Source organism: Cryobacterium sp. Y57 (assembly GCF_002929505.1).
GTDB lineage: Bacteria > Actinomycetota > Actinomycetes > Actinomycetales > Microbacteriaceae > Cryobacterium.
This window is the reverse complement of sequence record NZ_PJJL01000050.1, coordinates 25,980-44,514: the sequence shown is the minus strand read 5'-3', so window position 1 is coordinate 44,514 and position 18,535 is coordinate 25,980. Positions and strand designations below refer to the sequence as shown.

Below are 18,535 nucleotides of genomic sequence, written 5' to 3'. Positions count from 1 at the left end.
GAATTTTAGAGACTGGGTCAAAATCCGCCCAATTGCCCTATCCTCGATGATCACGGCACACCAAAACCCTGATCAGACCTTATTAAAATTTCTTTGAGAAACTTTTGCAGAAACCGCCGTTCGGGGCACGAAGGCGGCAAGTCTGTCGAGGGCTGCCAGATTCTTGAGGCCGGAGATTCGCAGGAGTTCCTGCGGTGGTGTCCCGTCGCGGAGGCGCTCCCCGAGCCACGTCGCGCGCATGAGACTGGGCCGAACGTCGAGGTCGGTGCGGGCGCGCAGGAGAAAATCCGTGACTTGTCCAGAGGTCGCGCTGATGCGGCCGGGGCGAAAGAGCCAATCAGTGGGTATGAGGTCCCCAAGGATTCGCCGGAGGGGTCGGTCCCACTGGGGGCTGAGGGGTACGACGCGTGGCCGGCTCTCCCAGACGATTACGTGGATGTCATCGGTTGTGGTGTCGAGGTCTCTGACGCGAACTCCGAGGATCTCTCTCGCCGCAGCAATTACGCCGAATAGCGAAGACCCCTTCGCCAAGTGGTGGTCGCTTGTAGATTCGATGCCCGCGCTACCGCGGCGAGACGCACATTCCCTCAACTGGCTAGTCGATGCTGATGCTCGAATACTCGCAGTTGACCTTGAGACGGTGGGTTCAAGGCCCGCAATGTATGAGCTGGCCCAACTCATTGACGATTCGCCGATTTATGCCCCAGACGATTGGTCGGGTCGCAACGAGTTACACTCGCACTACGTCCGAGTTCTCGAAAATCTCGGAATAGAGATTGACTATGAAATGAGCAGAAAGGCTTATCAAGCGTGCACCGCTGCGCGAGCAGTCAGCCTCCTGACTGACCCCACCGGAACAAACTCCCTTCGGCTACACGGATTCAAGCTTTTGAAGGAACTTTCGGCGTCGTCCGATTTCGCAGACGTTGCGGCATGGGCGGATGACATCGCTGTCGCGTGGTCGGTGAAGACCGGACTTTCAGACCCGACGCGCTACAACCCGATTTCGCCAGCTGACAAGGTGCGAATCAGTAAGGCCATGGCCTTTCACCTTAGGCACGATGCAGATGCATTTGTTGTTCGGGGGGATGGATGTACGCGGAGGACCTGGCCGAAAAGCTCAAAGCCAGTGGTCATCGGGTGACTCCCAGCCAACTCCTGGTTGTGGCAGGTGCAATGGGGGAAAAACGTTTCGAGTTAGATGGTCTTGAGATTCGCGCTCTCTATGGTCACTCCGTCGATATGCGTATCGAGTACGGTGAGGCGAAAGCTCCCAAGCAGCTTTACCACGCAACCACGAGTGACCGTTTGGCTTCGATTTTCGAGGCACGCGCAGGACTTCGTCCGATGTCGAGGCTCTACGTTCACCTCAGCGATAATCCCAAAGCGGCGATTCAGGCAGGTGCTCGGAGAGGAGCGCCGGTTCAGCTCCTGCGAGTCGACCCGAAAGGCGCGAGCGGGCTGGTCTTCGTGGGGGCAAACACTTGGCTTGCGACTGCGGTGAAGTCCACGGGACTTTCAGTGATGACCGTGGTGGAACAGGTCGCACTTGAAGCCGAGGACTAGAGTCCGGCGTATCGAAGTCTTGGCCCACGGACATGCTGTCAACTGCCGCATCTGGTCCGATTTGGCGACGGTCCCAGCTCGCTGCGCCGTTAGATGACCCCACCACCGCGACGTCGGGTGCGCTAGGTTGACACTCATGAATTGGGAGCCATATTTCTTAGGACTTGCTGCATTCGCTGGCACGGTCTTCGCAGTAACCCTGGCTGCACGACAAATCGTGCCCCACGCCTTCATGCCCACAACTCAGAGCGATGCCCTTCACAGCGATGCAACCCTGGTGACCAAGTGGGATTCAGTCGCCGTCACGTACGAGCTTGCCGCCAGCGCGATGTTCGCAATCGCTGTCATAATCCGGGGTTCGTTCACAGCCTCGGGACTCGTGGTACTTGCGGCCGCGCTTGGCGGATGTCTCATATACCGTCACGGCCGCGCTTACCTGAAGCTCCGTCGTTCTGGCACCGAGAATCTCTCGTGGAAAGATGATGCTTGGGCGGCCGCAAATGTCCTGCCCCTGTCCGCCTATGTCCTAACGGCGTCGCTCTTCGTGTGGGGAGACTTCTTTGGGCACGCATCCGCTGAGCTCCTCGCGGCCGCGATTACCTGGTTGACGCTTTCTGGGACCTACCAGGCAGTCGCATGGTACGAACGTTCGTGGGCTAAACCGCCGGCGGCGAAGAAGGCCTTGTCTCCCGTGTGACTGCGTGCAGTGGGTGCGGTGCGCTGATTGGTGGGACGAATTAGGGTTTTGTCTCTCTCAGGGTCCACCGCCTCGAGCAGTATCGCAGGTGGGAGTCCAGAGATACCGCGGGCACCATGTTCACATTACGACTGGCTCGGGACGGAGCAGAGACGGTGGGGTCTGTGACCCTTTTCATTTCAAACTTGACACAATCTTGGACAAGGTATTCGAGCTGAGTAGCTGCATCCGTCCACCGCTCCGATAAGTCGCCGACGGTTCTATGTGCGCTTCAGGTTTTTCAACCCGTCGATACCGACGGCGAGCACGATCACGGCCCCCTTCACTATGAGCTGGTAGAAGAACGGGACGTTCATCAGAACTAGGCCATTGCTCAGTACGCCAATGATGAGCGCGCCCACCAGGGTTCCGTAAATGCGCCCGCGTCCGCCGGCGAGGGCCGTTCCGCCGAGAACGACAGCGGCGATTGCGTCCAGTTCATAGCCTTCACCGGCCTTGGGCTGTCCGCTTTCGACGCGGGCCGAGAAGATTACTCCGGCCAGTCCAGCACACACGCCCATGATCAAGTAGACACGCACGAGGGTCCATTTGACCTTGATGCCCGCGAGACGGGCCGCCTCGCGGTTGCCACCGATCGCGTAGATGTGCCGACCAAAACTCGTCCGCTCCAACACGAACCATAGGATCACGTAGACCAGAAGCATGATCACAACCGGGGTCGGAATGCCGGCCACAGCACCATTACCAAGACCTCGATAGCCGAGGTCGCTGGCGATGAGAGGTTGGGCATCCGTTAGCGAATAAGAGAAGCCTCGAATGTAGGTGAGCGCCCCGAGCGTGATGATGAATGAGGGCAGCCCGAGATACGCGACAAGAGTTCCATTGATGAGACCTGTGATTGCTCCCACGAGCATGCCACCGACGACCGCGACGATGGCGGGGGCTCCCGCGGTCCAGAGAAGCACTGAACTGACGCCGGTGAGGGCTACGACGGACCCGACGGACAGATCAATGCCTCCCGTAAGAATAACTAGGGTCATTCCGGCAGCAAGAATCGCGTTTATCGACACCGCCCGGGCAACGTTTAGCCCGTTATTGACGCTCAGAAAGTTCGGTGCAATCACGCTCATCAGGGCGACGAGCAATAGCAGCACCGCGAGGATGCCATAACGGTCCCACAAACTGGCTACGTCCACACCGGACTCACGTTTGGGCGACCGCAAGGGTTTCAGATCCGTCTTCTCCGTCAAGGTCATCGTTTTTTCTCCCCCGCGATGGGTGTCTCGGTGCGTTCTTCTTTGATGCGGTGCTCATCGGCGGCGACACCGGTGGCGTACATCATGACGTTTTGTTCTGTCGCTTCCGCACGACTAATTTCCTTGGCGATGAGGCCGTTGCGAACGACAAGCACGCGATCGCTGATGCCGAGCGCTTCCGGCAGGTCCGATGAAATCATCAGGATGGCCATTCCTTGCAGGGTGAGGTCATTAATGATGCGATAGATCTCCTGTTTGGCACCGATATCGACGCCCCGTGTGGGCTCATCGAGTATCAGTACTTTCGGCTGTACGAGAATCCACCGCGACAGTACGACCTTCTGTTGGTTACCGCCGGATAAACCGGAAACGTTCTGACTGATCGATGTGCTGCGCACCCGGAGGGCCGCTACCTCACGCTCGACGGCATCGCGAATCGCGCGCAGGTTCAGAATTCCACCCGTACCGTAATTGTCCATACTGCTCATCACGGTGTTATCGCGAATCGACATGTCCAAAAACAGCGCCTGCTCCTTGCGGCTCTCTGGCAACAAACCGATGCGGTGGCGAATTGCATCTCGCGGGCTACGCACCGAAATTGGCGTGCCATCGATACTCACCTGGCCGGATTTCGCGCGATCGGCGCCGAAAATCATGCGCGCCAATTCGGTGCGCCCTGCGCCAACAAGTCCGACCAGCGAAACGACCTCACCGGCACGAACCTCGAGGTTCATGGGGCCAACATCCCGGCCATTACCAAGCTCGCTGACGGCCAACACGACTTCACCAGCGGAGCGATTCTCGTGCACGTAGAGGTTATTCACGTCGCGCCCCACCATGTGGTTCACCACTTGGGCAGGTGTGACATCCTCGCGGGCTGTCGTACTCACCCATTTTCCGTCACGCAACACGGTGATGCGATCTGACAGCCGCCACACTTCTTCCATGCGGTGGCTGATGTATGCCAAAGCCATACCGCGTGCCCGCATTTCGTCGACCAGGGTGAACAAACGCTCGGCTTCGTTCTGAGACAGCGATGCCGTCGGCTCGTCAAGAACCAAGATCTTTGCGTTTTCGGCCACGGCCCTCGCGATTTCAACCAGCTGCTGCATACCGACACTGAGTCGGCCCAGCGGCACATCAACGGAAATATCTACGCCGATACGGTCCAGCTTCTCCCGGGCCGAGCGCCGCATCTCCTTCCGGTCGAGGACCCCGTGCCGCGTAGGCTCATGCCCCAGCGACAAGTTCTCCGCGATCGTCATTTCGGGAACTGTATTCAGCTCCTGGTGGATGATGGCGATTCCCTGGGCGAGGGCATCCCGCGGATTCTGGATGGTCGTGACTTGCCCGTTGATCTCAATCGTTCCAGCGTCCGGAGTGTACACGCCCGAGAGAATCTTCATGAGCGTGGACTTACCGGCCCCGTTTTCTCCCATCAACGCGTGCACCTCGCCGGCGCGCAGGTCAAGGTGCACGTCATCGAGCGCTTTCGCGCCGCCGAATCGTTTGCTGACGCCGGTCATGCGCAGTAGTGGTGGTGTCATAGTCCGCAGCCTTAGTTGCTGGTCAGTCATGATCATTTGAGGTCTCGCACAGGGGCGACGACGGCAGCGTGGGCTACCGTCGTCGTGCTGAGTGGTTAAACCCAACCCTCATAGGTTGCGACGTTCTCGCTGTTAACGATGGAGCTCGGAACAAGGATGGTGTCGCTGTCGAGAGTCTCGCCGGCGCGCAGTTGCACGGCCATCTCGAGTGCGGTGGCCCCCAGCAGGTTCGGATCCTGCGCTGACGTCGCCTTAAACATCGACGATGCTGACGACATTTCCTTGACGGCTTCGGGCGAACCGTCGACACCGGTGATCACGATGTCGGACTTGCCAGCCTGCTGAGCGGCCAGGGTGGCACCGAGTGCGGTCGGGTCGTTGACGCCGAAGATTCCGACCACGTCGGGATGAGCGGTGAGCATGTCGGTTGTCAGAGTGAGGGCTCGCTCGCGACCGTTGTCACCATTCTGAGTACCCACGACGGTTACATCGGGATGAGCCGCGAGTGCTTCCTCGCAACCAGCCATCCGATCCTGGATCGAGGTGGTCGGAGTTCCGTCCACGATGAGAATCTCGCCGGCTCCGCCGATCTGCTCGATCAGGCTCTCGCAGGAGAGACGGCCAGCCTCAAGATTGTCGGTCGTTACGGTGGCATCAGCATTCTTCGCACCGACATCGACGGCGACGACGGTGATGCCAGCGTCCTTTGCACGCTGCACGGCCGGGCCAATGCCCTCCGAGTCGACGGCGTTAATGAGCAGCACGTCAATACCCTGCTGAATGAACGCATCGATCTGATCGTTCTGCACCGCGAGGTCCTGGCGACCATCCTGCGCTGTGTAGGTAGCCCCGAGTGCCTCGGCTGCAGCTTTCACACCATTGTTCATCGACGCGAAGAATGGGTTGCCGAGGTCCTGCACCATAAGCCCGACGCTAGTCACCTCGGTGCTCGAAGCCCCGGAATCGCTCGTGACGATCTCATTCGTGCATCCAGTCAATGAGAAAGCGGCGATGGCCAGGGTGCCTGTCATCGCGAAAGTCTTGAGAATCTTCATTGGTTCCTACTCCTTTGTAATGACGCTGCACATGGCACCAAAGCAGGTGCACACATCGCGTACCGATCCGGGCTCCTTCGCCCATATGTAACATTGTCCCGATCGCCGGGACAACGTTGTCTAGCTTTACTATATACACTGAGACAACGTTGTCTAGTCGGATACGTGTATTAGCCGACATCCAGAATCAGGAGGATTGATGGACGCCACGGCATCTGGCGCGTTTCCGCGTCGACCCACCATGGCCGACGTTGCTCGCAGCGCCGGAGTGAGTTTAAAAACCGTGTCCCGCGTTATCAACGGTGTGTCTACCGTCGATGTAGCCATGGCCGCCCGGGTCCGCGACGCGGCCGGGCAGCTCGGATTTCGCGCCAACTTCGCGGCCTCCACCCTGCGCTCGGGATCGTCGAGCGCAACGATCGGCCTCCTGATCAAGGACCTGAGCAACGAGTTTTACGCCACCATCGCCTCCGGCGTTGCCGAGGTGGCCAGGGCACACCAGACTCAGCTCATCACAGCGCACTCCGGCGAAAATGCCGAAGACGAGATGGAAGCCATCTTTGACCTGTGCCGGCGCCGGGTCGACGGACTCCTCATCGTGCCGACCGGTGGCAACCATTCCGCTCTGCGATCCGAAATCGACCTCGGCATCCCGATGGTGTTCCTTGACCGCAACCCGGTCGGCCTCGACGCTGACAGCGTGGTCATCGACAACTATGCCGGCGCCCGCGACGCCACTTTGACACTGATATCCGAAGGACATACTCGCATCGGGGTGCTCGTCGACACGCTCAACATGCCGACCATGCGGCAACGCGTCGAGGGCATTCATGCCGCATTCGCTGCGGCAGGCCTCCCCTGGGATGACACGCTTGTGTCCACTAACGTGCGCGGCCCCGCGGAAGCCAGCATCGCAGTGGAACGCCTACTATCCCTATCGCGGCCGCCCACTGCATTCTTCTGCGGAAACAACCGATCCAGTATTGGCGCACTGCGCACCCTGTGGGAACAGCGACGCACGGAAGCCCTGGTCGCCTTCGACGACTTCCAACTTGCGGAGCTCATGCCCCGACCCTTTCGGGTTCTCCGCTACGACAACCGAGCGCTCGGCACGTTAGGCGCCCAGCTGCTGTTTCGTCGCATCAGCGGTGAGATCTTCGACCCTGTGACCGTCGTACTTTCGACCGAACTATGCCCACGTGGCATTCAAAATTTCCAGTGACCGACAAGAAGGAGCCAGAATGACCACGCTTGAGCACCTCAAGAGCAACCAGCCGGCCGACCGGTTCTACCGTGGCGGTAATAAGATTCGCAGCTTCCGCTCGTCCGATGGTGGAGCGGCAACAGGCGATCATGTTCCCGAAGACTGGGTCGGGTCGACCACGACCCTCTTCGGGGATGCTCGGGTCGGTCTCAGCCGCCTCGCGAACGGAACCACGCTGCGCGATGCCGTGGAGCAGCATCCGCAGCATTGGCTGGGTCCGAAGCATGTGGCCGCATTCGGCACCGACACCCGCTTGCTCGTGAAACTACTCGACGCGGGTGAGCGCCTGCCCGTGCACGTGCATCCCACGGATGACTTCGCCTTTAATCATGTGGGCACCCAACATGGCAAAGCCGAAGCGTGGTACATCCTCGAGGGCGGCACCGTGCACCTCGGGTTCACACGCGCGATCGAAGCAGAGGAACTTGGCCGCTGGGTTGACGCCCAGAACGTTACCGCGATCTTGGCGGCAATGCACACCGTTGAGGTTCACGCTGGAGACAGCATCTACGTGCCACCGGGAATGCCGCACGCAATCGGCGCCGGCATCTTCCTCATCGAGGTACAGCAACCCGAGGACCTATCTATCTTGCTTGAATGGCAGGACTATGCCATCGATGGCCCCGCTGACGGCCACCTCGGAATCGGCTTCCGGGCTGCTCTTGATGCCACGGATACACGTGCTTGGACCTCAGCGCAGATCAGTGCGCTGGTGGTTCGGGGCGGGGTTAGTGATCACACGCTCGCAGACTCCTCGGCAGAATATTTTCGTGCATCCCGGGTCAATGTGTCAGCTCCGACGACATTCGCGGCCGGGTTCAGCGTATTGGTCGTATTGTCCGGGACCGGAATGGTGACAGCGTCCGCACCCGGGTCTCAAGCGACCCCGCTGTCGGCTGGAGATACGTTGCTCCTGGCACACGCGCTGGGGGAATTCACCGTCGACGGCAATCTTGCCGTTCTGCGCTGCCAGCCCCCGGAAACTCGATAGGGGAACCTCGCCTCCGCGCGCGATGACGCTTCCCGAAGGGTAAACGGACGCGAGGGGTTCCCCAGCCCGTGCCTCCACGGCACCATAGACGGAGACGTGAATACCCTCGACGCTCGGTTCACTTTCGGCTGTGGTCAGCCACGACCGCGACCGCAGAAAATTCGCCAGATACCGGAGTCGGCCACAGAAGCGACGGGGCGCATTGCGTCGACCCTCGGTCCAGACGAGCCTGAAGACATCGCTGACTAGCTCGTTGCCTGCATTCGCAGATCGACCCCATCTGCACGTGTGCGCCCATGAGCTCCGAGCGCTCCGCCGACGCTGAAGGTGTCGCCATCTGCTCACACCTCCATTCTTCAGCGCTGTAGAGCATTGTTTTATAAAAAATAAAATGTTAGCGTTTGTGCAGGCCACACCGAAGTGGCTGACAAAGGGGCACAAATGAGCGGCTTACCGTCGACCGGCTTGAACCAGACCGACTCCGAGATCGATCCGGATGTCGCGGTAACTCCCCCTAAGGAACGTCGCCGTGTACTGATCTCCAGCTTTATCGGCGCGCTCATCGAGTGGTACGACTTCTACCTGTACGGCATTGCCTCCGCGATCGTCTTCAATCGGCTCTTTTTCCCAGAATTCGACTCCACCGTCGGTACGCTCCTTGCCTTCTCCACACTGGCGGTCGGCTTCTTCGCCCGCCCCATAGGTGGCGCCATCTGGGGTCACTTCGGCGATCGCATAGGCCGCAAGAAAATGCTCGTACTGTCCATTATCGCCATGGGCATCGGCACGACGGCCATGGGGCTCCTACCTACCCATGAGCAGATCGGCATAATGGCACCGATCCTCCTGGTATTTCTCCGCTTGATCCAGGGCCTCGCCGGGGGCGGCGAATGGGGCGGCGCCGTACTCATGGCGATGGAGCATTCCCCCAACAAACGCGGCTTCTCGAGCAGCTTCCCACAGATGGGGCTGACCGGCGGAATTCTCCTGGCCAGCGGCGTATTCGCCCTTATGACTCTCCTGCCGGATGAAGACCTGCTGACTTGGGGATGGCGAGTACCGTTCCTCCTGTCCGGCGTGTTGGTTGTGATCGGCATGTGGATTCGACTTGGAGTGAGCGAGAGTCCCGTCTTTGTTGCTGCCCAAAAGAAGGCAGCTTTGGCGGCCGCCGTCGCTGACCGCAACGGCGAGACCGTTGCTAAGCAGAAGGCCCCGATCATCGAGGTGTTCCGTCACCCCAGAATGCTCATCATCACGATCCTGCTCGTCATCGGACCGTTCGCGGCCAGCGCCATCTACCTCACGTTTGCCACCGCTTATGGCCTTCAGGTCGGCTTCACCGCGGCCCAGATGTTGACGGCAACAATGATCGCTGCGGCCCTGGGCTTTCTCGGCCAGCCCGTGTTTGCGACCTGGTCCGATTCCATCGGCCGCAAGAAGGTCGTGGGTTGGGGACTCGTGCTGCAGTCGATCAGCGGCTTCTTTCTCTTTGAGCAGATGAATCAGGGCAGCCTGATCGGGATGTACCTTGCGATGACCTTCGCCGCCATCGCCCACGCCATGTGTTACGCCCCCCTAGCCGCCTGGTTGGGCGAATTGTTCCCGACGCATCTGCGATATACCGGGTCGTCAATGGGCTACCAAATTGCCGGATCTCTCGGTGGCGGACTTACGCCGGCCTTCTGCGTCGCACTTCTCTTGTGGTCTGGAGGAGCACCGAATTCGATCTTTATTGCCGTCTTTATGTGCGCCATTAGCTTGCTCTCGCTCATCGGGGTTCGCATGGCCAAAGAGACCTACAAGTCAAAGCTTTAACCGATACTCACGCTCCCACGAGCAGAGGAGAACCATGACCATCACAGAATTCCAAACACCAGCCGCAACTCAGGCAGCATCAAAGCTCGGTGTGATCGACGTCGACTTCCACCCGATGCCCCTGCCCACCGACCCCCAGGTCGCCAAGCACATCCCTCAACAGTGGCGCGATTACATCAGCCGCTACGGTCTAGGCGCCATGGGCGGCGGCGTCTTCCCGTCCCAGCGAGAGTTCACGCATCGACTCGACGCCATCGATACCAACGGCCGAGTGGGCCTGGACCCGTTTCTCGCGGTAGAACAGGTATTGGATCCGTTCGACATGACCGCCGCCGTACTGACGTGCCCTCAGGCTTACATCATCACAAACGGCGGGGCGAACATGCCCGAAAATTTGGCCAAGTCGGTTTACAGCGCCTATAACAATGCTCTAGCGGAGACCTGGTGCGGAGCGGATGACCGCTTCCGTGCTTCCGTGACCGTCGCGCGCGATATCCCCGGTGGTGAGAGAGAGATCATTCGCTGCAAGGAGGGCGAATCTGGCGACAAGTTCGTTCAGGTGCTGATCTCCCCGTCCGGCCAGGATCCGATCGGTAAGCAGCGCTACTGGCCGATCTTCGAGGCCTGCGAGAACTACGACATCCCAATTTCGTTTCATGTTCCGGGCCTCGGGCGCCAACCCACGGGCGCCGGGCGGCAGAACTTTTACGCAGAGACCCACGCGGCATTCGGGGTACTGCCCTTGGCCATGCTTCCCAGCATGATCTTCGAGGGCGTTTTCGACCGCTTTCCGAAGCTCAAGGTCGCGGTCCTCGAGATGGGCTGGGACTGGGTCGTCCCGTTCAGTTGGCGTCTCGATGCCACCTGGAGCATGCTGCGCGATGAGGTAGGTCATCTTCAGCGAAAGCCGTCCGAGTATTTGAAGGAACATTTCTGGTTCAGTACCCAGCCTCTCGAAGAGCCGGAGCGTCCCGACCAGACCGAGGACGTCTTTCGAATCTTCGAGGAGTCCGGTTTCGGCGAGCGCCTCATGTTCTCCTCCGACTACCCGCATTGGGACTACGACTCCCCCTACGAATCTGTACCGGAAAGCTTCCCCGAAGCCCGTCGCCGCCGCATCCTTGGAGAGAACGCGAGCAAGCTCTACGGAATCCCGCTTCGGGAAAACAGCGGATTGCCCTCGCCGACGGCCGCGTAACGCAATGTCGACACTGAGCGAAAAGATGGCGAAGCGCCGCATGTCGGGTGTTCGCAACTCTGACGATGCGCGACGCGTCGCGAGAAGTCAGCTTCCGCAGGCGATCTTTGACTACGTAGACGGCGGCGCGGAAGACGAAGTAACTCTGGGATGGAATACTCAAGCGTTTCGTGATCTAGCGTTTGAGCCTCGCGGTGGAACCTGGATCGCAAACCCAATTCTGCGAACGAAGGTGCTCGGCCTCGATCTGTCGATGCCCGTGCTGACCGCACCCTGCGGCGGCATGCGGTTGGTGCATCCAGATGGCGACATCGGCATCGCGGCAGCCGCATCGAAAGCCGGAATCGCACACGTGGCCACCTCCGCATCGGGCTTTTCTCTCGAGGAGATTGCGCAGACTCCTGGCCCGCAGTGGTTTCAGGCCTACCGTTTCTCCAATCAGGAGGCAATGAAGACGCTCATCCACCGCGCCAAGGCCGCCGGTTTCGAAGGTCTCGTCGCGACCATCGACACGAGCGTGGCAGGCAATCGAGAGAAAGACTTTCGCAACGGCTTCAGCTACAACATGCGCATCAACCTAGCCAACGTCGTGAAGATGGCACCAAAGATGGCCTCACGGCCGGGCTGGGTCTACCGGTTCATGCGCGACGGCATGCCCTTTCAGCTACCTAACACCGCCGACCTCACCGTTGACGGCAAGCCGATGGAGCTCACCGAGATGACGCGCGTCGGCAAGGACTCGCACTCCCCCTCGTGGGAGGACATCGCCTGGATGCGCACGAATTGGGATGGCCCGCTGATCGTCAAAGGTATCCTCAACGTGGCCGATGCCGAGCGAGCCAGGCACATCGGTGTCGACGGCATTATCGTGTCCAACCACGGCGGTCGCCAGCTCGACGGGGCCCCCGCCACGATCAGCGTTTTGCCCAAGATCGCTGAGGCCGTAGGGGACGACGTCGTCGTGATGTTGGACAGCGGCATCCGACGGGGCAGTGACGTCGTGAAAGCTTTGTCGCTCGGAGCCAAAGCAGTTCTCATCGGTCGCCAGCCAGCCTGGGGGCTCGCCATCGCCGGGGAGTCCGGGGTAAGCCACACCCTCGAGATTTTGCGCACCGAAATGATTCGGACCATGAGGCTGCTCGGCTGCCCATCGGTCGACCACCTTGACCCCACGTGGGTAGCTGAACGACCTTTGGGTCGCGCCGTTGCCGCACGCCAATGAGAAAGCGAATCTGAAGATGAACCAGGATGTCCGCCGTACCAAACGGCACCAGAAATACGTGGTCGGTCGCGTCGACGAGTTCCCCGAGAGCGGCCGGATGATCGTGGACCTCGGGGGTCGCGAGATCGGGATCTTCCGGATCAAGAACAGGTTCTATGCCGTGCTCAATCGCTGCCCACACCTTGGCGGGCCGCTAGTCAAAGGCCAGCTCGTCAACGCGGTCACCTCGACCGGCCCGGGCAATCTGACTCTCGACAATTCGAAAGACCTCATCACCTGCCCTTGGCACAACTGGGAGTTCGATATCAAGACGGGTCAGTCATTCTGGAATCCGGCGCACCTCAAGGCTCGGCCCTTTTCGGTTGGCGTCGAGGCGGGTAGCGAAGTAGCCGAACAGATCGAGGCCGGCGCCGTCGGACTGATCAAGGGGCCCTATAAGGCAGAGACGATCGAAGTGGCCGTGGAATCGGACTACATCGTACTGTTCACGGTGCCGCAAGCTCCCGGCCTCGTTCAGAATGACGCCACGGCTCTTCACCCCTGCGGCTCTCCGTCAGCCGCCACCAACAAAATGGAAGAAGTCATCTCATGACAACCGCGCTCCTCGCGAAAACCGAAAGACGCCAATTCTGGACGGGTTCCGTCATCGACTGCGATGTGCATGCCAACGTCCCCACCATTGAGACTCTCTTCAACTACCTCGACCCAGTCTGGGTCGAGGGCACCAAAGAGCGCGGATGGCACGGCCCGACCGGACCGCGGCTGAGCTACCCACCGGGAGCCGCAACAACGGCCCGCGATGAATGGCGCCCGGCCCGCCAGATGCCCGCTTCTCAACTGTCCCTGCTGCAAAAGGACATTTTGGACCCGTGGCAGGTTGATCGAGCGGTTCTGAATTGCTACTACGGGATTGACTCGCTGCGGCATCCCGATTGGGCTCCTGCCTTGGCCAGCGCGGTGAACGACTGGATCATTGCGGAGTGGCTCGACAAGGACCCCCGACTCGCAGCATCCCTCGTCATTCCGGCCCGAGATCCCATCGCCGCCGCCGCCGAGATCGATCGGGTCGGCTCCCATCCGGGCTTCGTACAAGTTATGCTTCCGGTTCGGTCCGAGCGTCTGTACGGGCAGCGCATCTTTTACCCCATCTTCGAGGCCGCGACCCGAAACGACCTGGTCGTCGGTCTGCAATGGGGCGGGACGTCGGAGGACGCGCCCTCGCCCACCGGCTACGCCTCCTGGTACGCCGAAGAATACGCCGCCGAGACACAAATGTACCTGGCACAGCTCACCAGCATGGTGTTCGAGGGTACGTTCCAGAAGTTCCCGACGCTGCGCGTCGCGGTGATGGAGGGTGGCTTCACCTGGGTACCGATGTGGGGGTGGAGCATGAACAAGAAGTGGAAGGGGCTGCGCCGAGAAACCCCGTGGGTTGACCGGCTGCCAATGGACATCATTCGTGACCACGTACGTTTTTCCGTGGCGCCGGCCGACCTCGGCCCACGGGAGCACTCCCAACGCATCATCGATTGGCTCGGCTCTGATGACCTCCTGATGTTTGCCACTGATTACCCGCACCGCCACGACGACCGCATCGACGAGCTTCTCGATCTGGTGCCCGAGACCATGAGATCGAAACTCATGTCGGAGACGGCCCGGGCGTGGTACAAACTGTGAGCCCCGCGGGGAACATCAACCTACTCAAAGCGAAAATACTTCGCGGCGAGACTGTCGTTGGTCTGTCCTGCGCGTTGGGAAGCGCCCAAATTGCCGAGGAGTTCGCTCTGGCGAAGTTCGACTACATCTACATCGACCAGCAGCACGGTCTGACTTCTCAGGACACGATGATCGAGATGCTACGCGCCATTGCCCGAAGCTTGACAACACCGCTGGTGCGGGTTGCCCAAAACAATGCCGGCCTCATTGGGCAGGCGCTGGATGCCGGCGCCGAAGGCATCATCGTGCCCATGGTAAACAATGCAGAGGAGGCACAGCTCGCCGTCGCAGCATGCCGCTATTACCCGCAGGGTCGGCGAAGTTGGGGACCCATCCGCGCCAAATACGGGCTCGGCACGGATCCGGCCGCGGTGAATCGTGAGGTGCTTTGTCTCGTCATGATAGAGACCGCCGAAGCACTGGCAAATGTCGATGAGATCGTGCAGACTCCCGGCGTCGACGGCATCTATCTCGGCCCCGCCGATTTAGGCATCAGTCTCGGATTCCCGCCCCTGGCCTTTGAACAGACAACGGATGAGCGGCAACTGGCAGCGATCGAGCGAATCCGGCTGGCCTGCGTGCGGGCTGATCGCGTCATCGGCACCAGCGGCGACCCCCGCAGCATGCGTGCGGCAGGGTTTGGCATGGTCACCGCCGGGATGGACGCGATGCTGATTCGGTCGGCCGTTGCGGAGATCAGCCGCCTGGACGCCGTCCTGGCCGGTTCATAAGCACATCACCAATGATAGAGAGCGATAGATCATGACAATGGTTGAAACCGTCCGAGGCCCGATCCCGATCGAAGACATCGGTGTCACCCTCACACATGAACACATCTTCACAAAAAACCCCGAGCTAGAGCAGAGCTACCCCCATCCCGAGTGGAACGAGGACGCCGCGACGAAGACGGCTATCGACGGGCTAAATGCGCTCCATGCCAAGGGCATCGAGACGATCGTCGATCTGACGGTTCCCGGCCTAGGTCGCTTTATTCCTCGTATTCAAACCGTAGCCGCAGCGGTCGATCTCAATATCGTCGTAGCGACAGGCTTTTACACCTTCAAGGACTTGCCGACTTTCTTTCAGACCACGGGCCCCGGGCGCATGGTCGAGCGAGATGAACCGCTCGAGGAGTTCTTCATTCGCGACATCACAGTCGGCGTCGGCGATACCGGAGTGAAGGCCGCCATGATCAAGGTCGCCACCGACGAGTTCGGCATCACGACCGACGTCGAGCGCGTTATGCGCAGCGCCGCTATCGCTCATCTCGAGACCGGCGTGACGATCACGACCCACACGCACGTCGCCCACTACACGGGCCGTGACCAGCAAAATTTCTTTCGCGAGAACGGCGTGCCACTGGAAAACGTGGTTATCGGGCACTGCGGCGACAGCACCGATATCACCTACCTGCGTGAGCTTTTAGACAACGGGTCCACCCTCGGTCTCGACCGGTTCGGCATGGAGCAAGTTTTGAACGATGACCTTCGAGTTGACACTCTCGTCGAACTCATCGAACTGGGCTACGCCGAGCAGCTGACGCTGTCGCACGATGCCGGGTTCTTCAGTATCAACACCCCGCCGTCGTGGCGAACAAAGAATGCGCCGAACTGGCACCACGCCAATATTTCTGATCGCATCTTGCCAAAAATTCGCAAGCGGGGCATTGCAGAGGAAACCATTCACCAAATCATGGTCACGAATCCGGCACGCATCCTCGCTGGCCGCCGAGAAAAGTAGGGACACAAAAATGTCAATGATTACCTATCACCACGAAAATGGCCACACCGATTTGATTGTGGCGGTCGCGGGTACGTCCGTGATGCGCGCTGCCGTGATCAATGGTGTCGAGGGCATCATCGGCGAATGCGGCGGCCAGGCCATGTGCGCGACCTGCCATGTGTACGTGCGCGAGGAGTTCCTCGACCTGCTGCCGGAGATGAGTGATGACGAAGAAGAGATGCTGGAGATTACGGCCTCGCCGCGCGACGAGGTGCGATCCCGCCTAGGCTGCCAGCTCAAGATCACGACTTCCCTGAACGAGATCGCCGTCGACGTACCGCCGATGCAGGTGCAGTAATGACCGAGAATATCGTCATCATCGGAGGCGGCCAGTCGGGCGTTCAACTCTGTGACTCGCTTCGAACCGAGGGCTACGTCGGCGCGATCACGCTCTACGCCAGTGAGACGCATTTGCCGTATCAGCGGCCGCCCCTTTCGAAAGACTTCATTGCCGAGGGGGCCGATGCGGTTGCCTTGCCGCTGCGGGCGGAGCGATTCTTTGCCGACCGCGCCGTGGACTTTTATCCGGGCATTTCCGTCACGAGCATCGATCTCGGCATCAAGACGGTCACTTTGAGCGATGAAACTTCGACAAATTACTCGAGTCTCGTTTTCGCTACTGGAGCGCGAAACCGCACCCTTACGATCGAGGGCTCCAATCTCGCGGGGATCCACTACCTGCGCACTCTTGACGACGCCACGCTGTTGCGCGGAGAACTGGCCCAGGCCACCCGAACGGTTGTTGTCGGCGCAGGCTTCATCGGTCTGGAATTCGCCGCGGCCGCCCGCCAGCGCGGGCTGGACGTAACCGTGCTCGAATTTGGCCCCCGGCCGATGGGCCGTGTTCTGTCAGAGCCGATGTCCCGCTACTTCACCGAGGCTCACACCCGAAATGGCATCTCCATGAAACTGGGCGAAGGCATCGCAGCATTCGGAGGTGACGGGGGCCGTATAACCAGTGCGATCGGAACAAGCGGAACAGAGTATCCAGCAAATATTGTATTGGTCGGCGTGGGAGTAATTCCCAACGACGAGCTGGCGTCGGCCGCTGGGATCGACAGCGAGAACGGGATCATCGTCAATGCGACGCTCCAGACATCCGACCCAGACGTCTTCGCCCTCGGAGACTGTGCACGGTACCCGCACGCTCAGACGGGTGTTATGACCCGGCTGGAATCTGTGCAGAATGCGACCGATCAGGCAAAGACACTTGCCAAGACCCTCACCGGCTACCCCGCCAACTACGACAGCCTCGCCTGGTTTTGGTCGCAGCAAGGTCCCATCAAACTCCAGATCGCTGGCATCACCGACGGTCACGACAAGTCTGTCCTTCGCGGCAATCTGCAAGCAAACAAGTTCTCGATCTACTGTTTTCGCGATACAGCTCTAGTTGGGGTCGAATCGGTTAACAGTCCGGCAGACCACATGACCGCACGACGGGTTCTTACCAGTGGCTTTCCAATTAGTCCAGAGCAGATCGCCGACAGTGGCTTCGACCTAAAATCACACCTGAAAGCATTCGAGCTGGCGGATCGAGGTTAGTCAGCTTGCGGATGTGAAGGGCAAAGTTGCGCAGCTATCATCGCGGTGCGCGGCAGTTCATTCCTGCCAGAACGCTAGCGAGTCCAACCAGGCAAGCAGCAAACTGCAGGTGGCCAAAATGTGGTCCCGCATTAGGGATCGGGCACCGTCTGCATCGCCCAACTCGATTCGGTCAATGATCGCGGTGTGACCAAGCCTGTTGACCTGTTCCCAGCCTGGGACGCCATGGAACGCAGAGTCAAATTGCAGCGGCACCAACCGCCGGGCCGAATCGGCGAACCAAAGGAGCTTGGGAGCATCCGCCATTGCGTGGACCGTGGAGTGCAACTTGGCGTTCAGGGTAAGCGCGAGGGCGCTGCGGTGGTCCTCCAGCTGATGAAGGGCACGGTCTACCTCCCGGAGGGCATCCATTCCATCGAGCGTGACGCGAGCCGCCGCTCGAGCAGCGAGCTCTCCCTCTGCCGTGGCCCAAATAAAGTAGGTGTCTTGGACATCGTTTCGCCGGATTGGCGCAACGCGAAACCCCCGGTTCGGAGCGTGAACGACCCAACCATCTTGCGCAAGCAACAGAAGTGCCTCGCGTACGGGCGTGATGCTCAGGTTCAGCTTTTCGGCCAAAGGTGCAAGCCGCAGCTGCTCTCCGTGTTGAACCCCACCGGTTAAGATCTCGTCTCTGATCGCAGACGCTACAACATGTCCCAAAAGTTCGCGCTCCGGCTTTACTACGAAGTTCATACAAATATTTTATCAGATCCCGAACTGGCTGAGAGGGCGTCGTTTCGGGGATCGAATGCTGGATCGTGGTGGCTAACGCGGCGGATGAGGAATCCACGTCCATCACAGAAACGAGCGATCAACGCGGATTCCGCAATCCGTGTCACGTT

General features: G+C 59.9%; 17 protein-coding genes. 13 read left to right on the top strand and 4 right to left on the bottom strand.

The features are described from left to right. Positions 1-1,092: 1,092 nt before the first annotated feature. Positions 1,093-1,566: an RNA 2'-phosphotransferase gene (locus tag CXY72_RS03040; RefSeq protein WP_158252449.1), complete on the top strand. Its 474-nt coding sequence runs from the start codon at positions 1,093-1,095 to the stop codon at positions 1,564-1,566. A gap of 136 nt (positions 1,567-1,702) precedes the next feature. Further along, on the top strand, positions 1,703-2,263 hold the full coding sequence (locus tag CXY72_RS03035; protein WP_104126234.1) for a hypothetical protein: 561 nt from the start codon (positions 1,703-1,705) through the stop codon (positions 2,261-2,263). A 260-nt stretch (positions 2,264-2,523) separates the two neighbouring features. On the opposite strand, the gene CXY72_RS03030 is transcribed toward CXY72_RS03035, so the two are convergent. The 3 genes from CXY72_RS03030 to CXY72_RS03020 are packed head-to-tail and all read right to left on the bottom strand — an operon-like array spanning position 2,524 to position 6,121. Then, the gene (locus tag CXY72_RS03030; protein ID WP_104126233.1) at positions 2,524-3,519 is read right to left on the bottom strand and encodes an ABC transporter permease; all 996 of its coding nucleotides are present in this window, start codon (positions 3,517-3,519) and stop codon (positions 2,524-2,526) included. Next, a complete protein-coding gene (locus CXY72_RS03025) occupies positions 3,516-5,102 on the bottom strand; it encodes a sugar ABC transporter ATP-binding protein (protein ID WP_199183938.1) in 1,587 nt (528 codons plus the stop codon). Before CXY72_RS03025 ends, CXY72_RS03030 begins: the two co-directional genes overlap by 4 nt. Before the next feature lie 59 nt (positions 5,103-5,161). Beyond that, positions 5,162-6,121 carry an ABC transporter substrate-binding protein gene (locus CXY72_RS03020; RefSeq protein WP_104126231.1) on the bottom strand — a complete coding sequence of 320 codons (960 nt, stop codon included), beginning with the start codon at positions 6,119-6,121 and terminating at the stop codon, positions 5,162-5,164. A gap of 199 nt (positions 6,122-6,320) precedes the next feature. Between CXY72_RS03020 and CXY72_RS03015 the strand changes: the two genes are divergently transcribed. The 11 genes from CXY72_RS03015 to CXY72_RS02965 all read left to right on the top strand — a co-directional run bounded on the left by CXY72_RS03015 (position 6,321) and on the right by CXY72_RS02965 (position 17,651). Then, on the top strand, positions 6,321-7,343 hold the full coding sequence (locus tag CXY72_RS03015) for a LacI family DNA-binding transcriptional regulator (RefSeq protein WP_199183937.1): 1,023 nt from the start codon (positions 6,321-6,323) through the stop codon (positions 7,341-7,343). Between the two features lie 19 nt (positions 7,344-7,362). Further along, entirely contained in the window at positions 7,363-8,376 is a 1,014-nt protein-coding gene (locus CXY72_RS03010; RefSeq protein WP_104126230.1) for a class I mannose-6-phosphate isomerase, read from the top strand. A gap of 441 nt (positions 8,377-8,817) precedes the next feature. Then, positions 8,818-10,191, top strand: coding sequence for an MFS transporter (locus CXY72_RS03005; RefSeq protein ID WP_104126229.1), 1,374 nt, complete (start codon positions 8,818-8,820; stop codon positions 10,189-10,191). A 34-nt stretch (positions 10,192-10,225) separates the two neighbouring features. After that, on the top strand, positions 10,226-11,389 hold the full coding sequence (locus CXY72_RS03000) for an amidohydrolase family protein (RefSeq protein WP_104126228.1): 1,164 nt from the start codon (positions 10,226-10,228) through the stop codon (positions 11,387-11,389). Between the two features lie 4 nt (positions 11,390-11,393). Next, on the top strand, positions 11,394-12,611 hold the full coding sequence (locus CXY72_RS02995; RefSeq protein ID WP_104126227.1) for an alpha-hydroxy acid oxidase: 1,218 nt from the start codon (positions 11,394-11,396) through the stop codon (positions 12,609-12,611). Positions 12,612-12,627: 16 nt separating this feature from the next. After that, positions 12,628-13,203, top strand: a complete 576-nt coding sequence (locus CXY72_RS02990) for a Rieske (2Fe-2S) protein (protein ID WP_104126226.1) — start codon at positions 12,628-12,630, stop codon at positions 13,201-13,203. Then, on the top strand, positions 13,200-14,288 hold the full coding sequence (locus CXY72_RS02985; protein ID WP_104126225.1) for an amidohydrolase family protein: 1,089 nt from the start codon (positions 13,200-13,202) through the stop codon (positions 14,286-14,288). Before CXY72_RS02990 ends, CXY72_RS02985 begins: the two co-directional genes overlap by 4 nt. Continuing rightward, entirely contained in the window at positions 14,285-15,058 is a 774-nt protein-coding gene (locus tag CXY72_RS02980; protein ID WP_199183936.1) for an HpcH/HpaI aldolase/citrate lyase family protein, read from the top strand. Before CXY72_RS02985 ends, CXY72_RS02980 begins: the two co-directional genes overlap by 4 nt. 37 nt (positions 15,059-15,095) lie before the next feature. After that, positions 15,096-16,067, top strand: coding sequence for a phosphotriesterase (locus CXY72_RS02975; protein ID WP_158252448.1), 972 nt, complete (start codon positions 15,096-15,098; stop codon positions 16,065-16,067). Between the two features lie 16 nt (positions 16,068-16,083). After that, a complete protein-coding gene (locus CXY72_RS02970) occupies positions 16,084-16,407 on the top strand; it encodes a 2Fe-2S iron-sulfur cluster-binding protein (RefSeq protein WP_370446197.1) in 324 nt (107 codons plus the stop codon). Beyond that, positions 16,407-17,651, top strand: coding sequence for an NAD(P)/FAD-dependent oxidoreductase (locus CXY72_RS02965; protein ID WP_104126222.1), 1,245 nt, complete (start codon positions 16,407-16,409; stop codon positions 17,649-17,651). The genes CXY72_RS02970 and CXY72_RS02965 overlap by 1 nt, the downstream gene beginning before the upstream one ends. A gap of 57 nt (positions 17,652-17,708) precedes the next feature. On the opposite strand, the gene CXY72_RS02960 is transcribed toward CXY72_RS02965, so the two are convergent. Continuing rightward, positions 17,709-18,386, bottom strand: a complete 678-nt coding sequence (locus CXY72_RS02960; protein WP_104126221.1) for a GntR family transcriptional regulator — start codon at positions 18,384-18,386, stop codon at positions 17,709-17,711. Positions 18,387-18,535 lie beyond the last annotated feature (149 nt).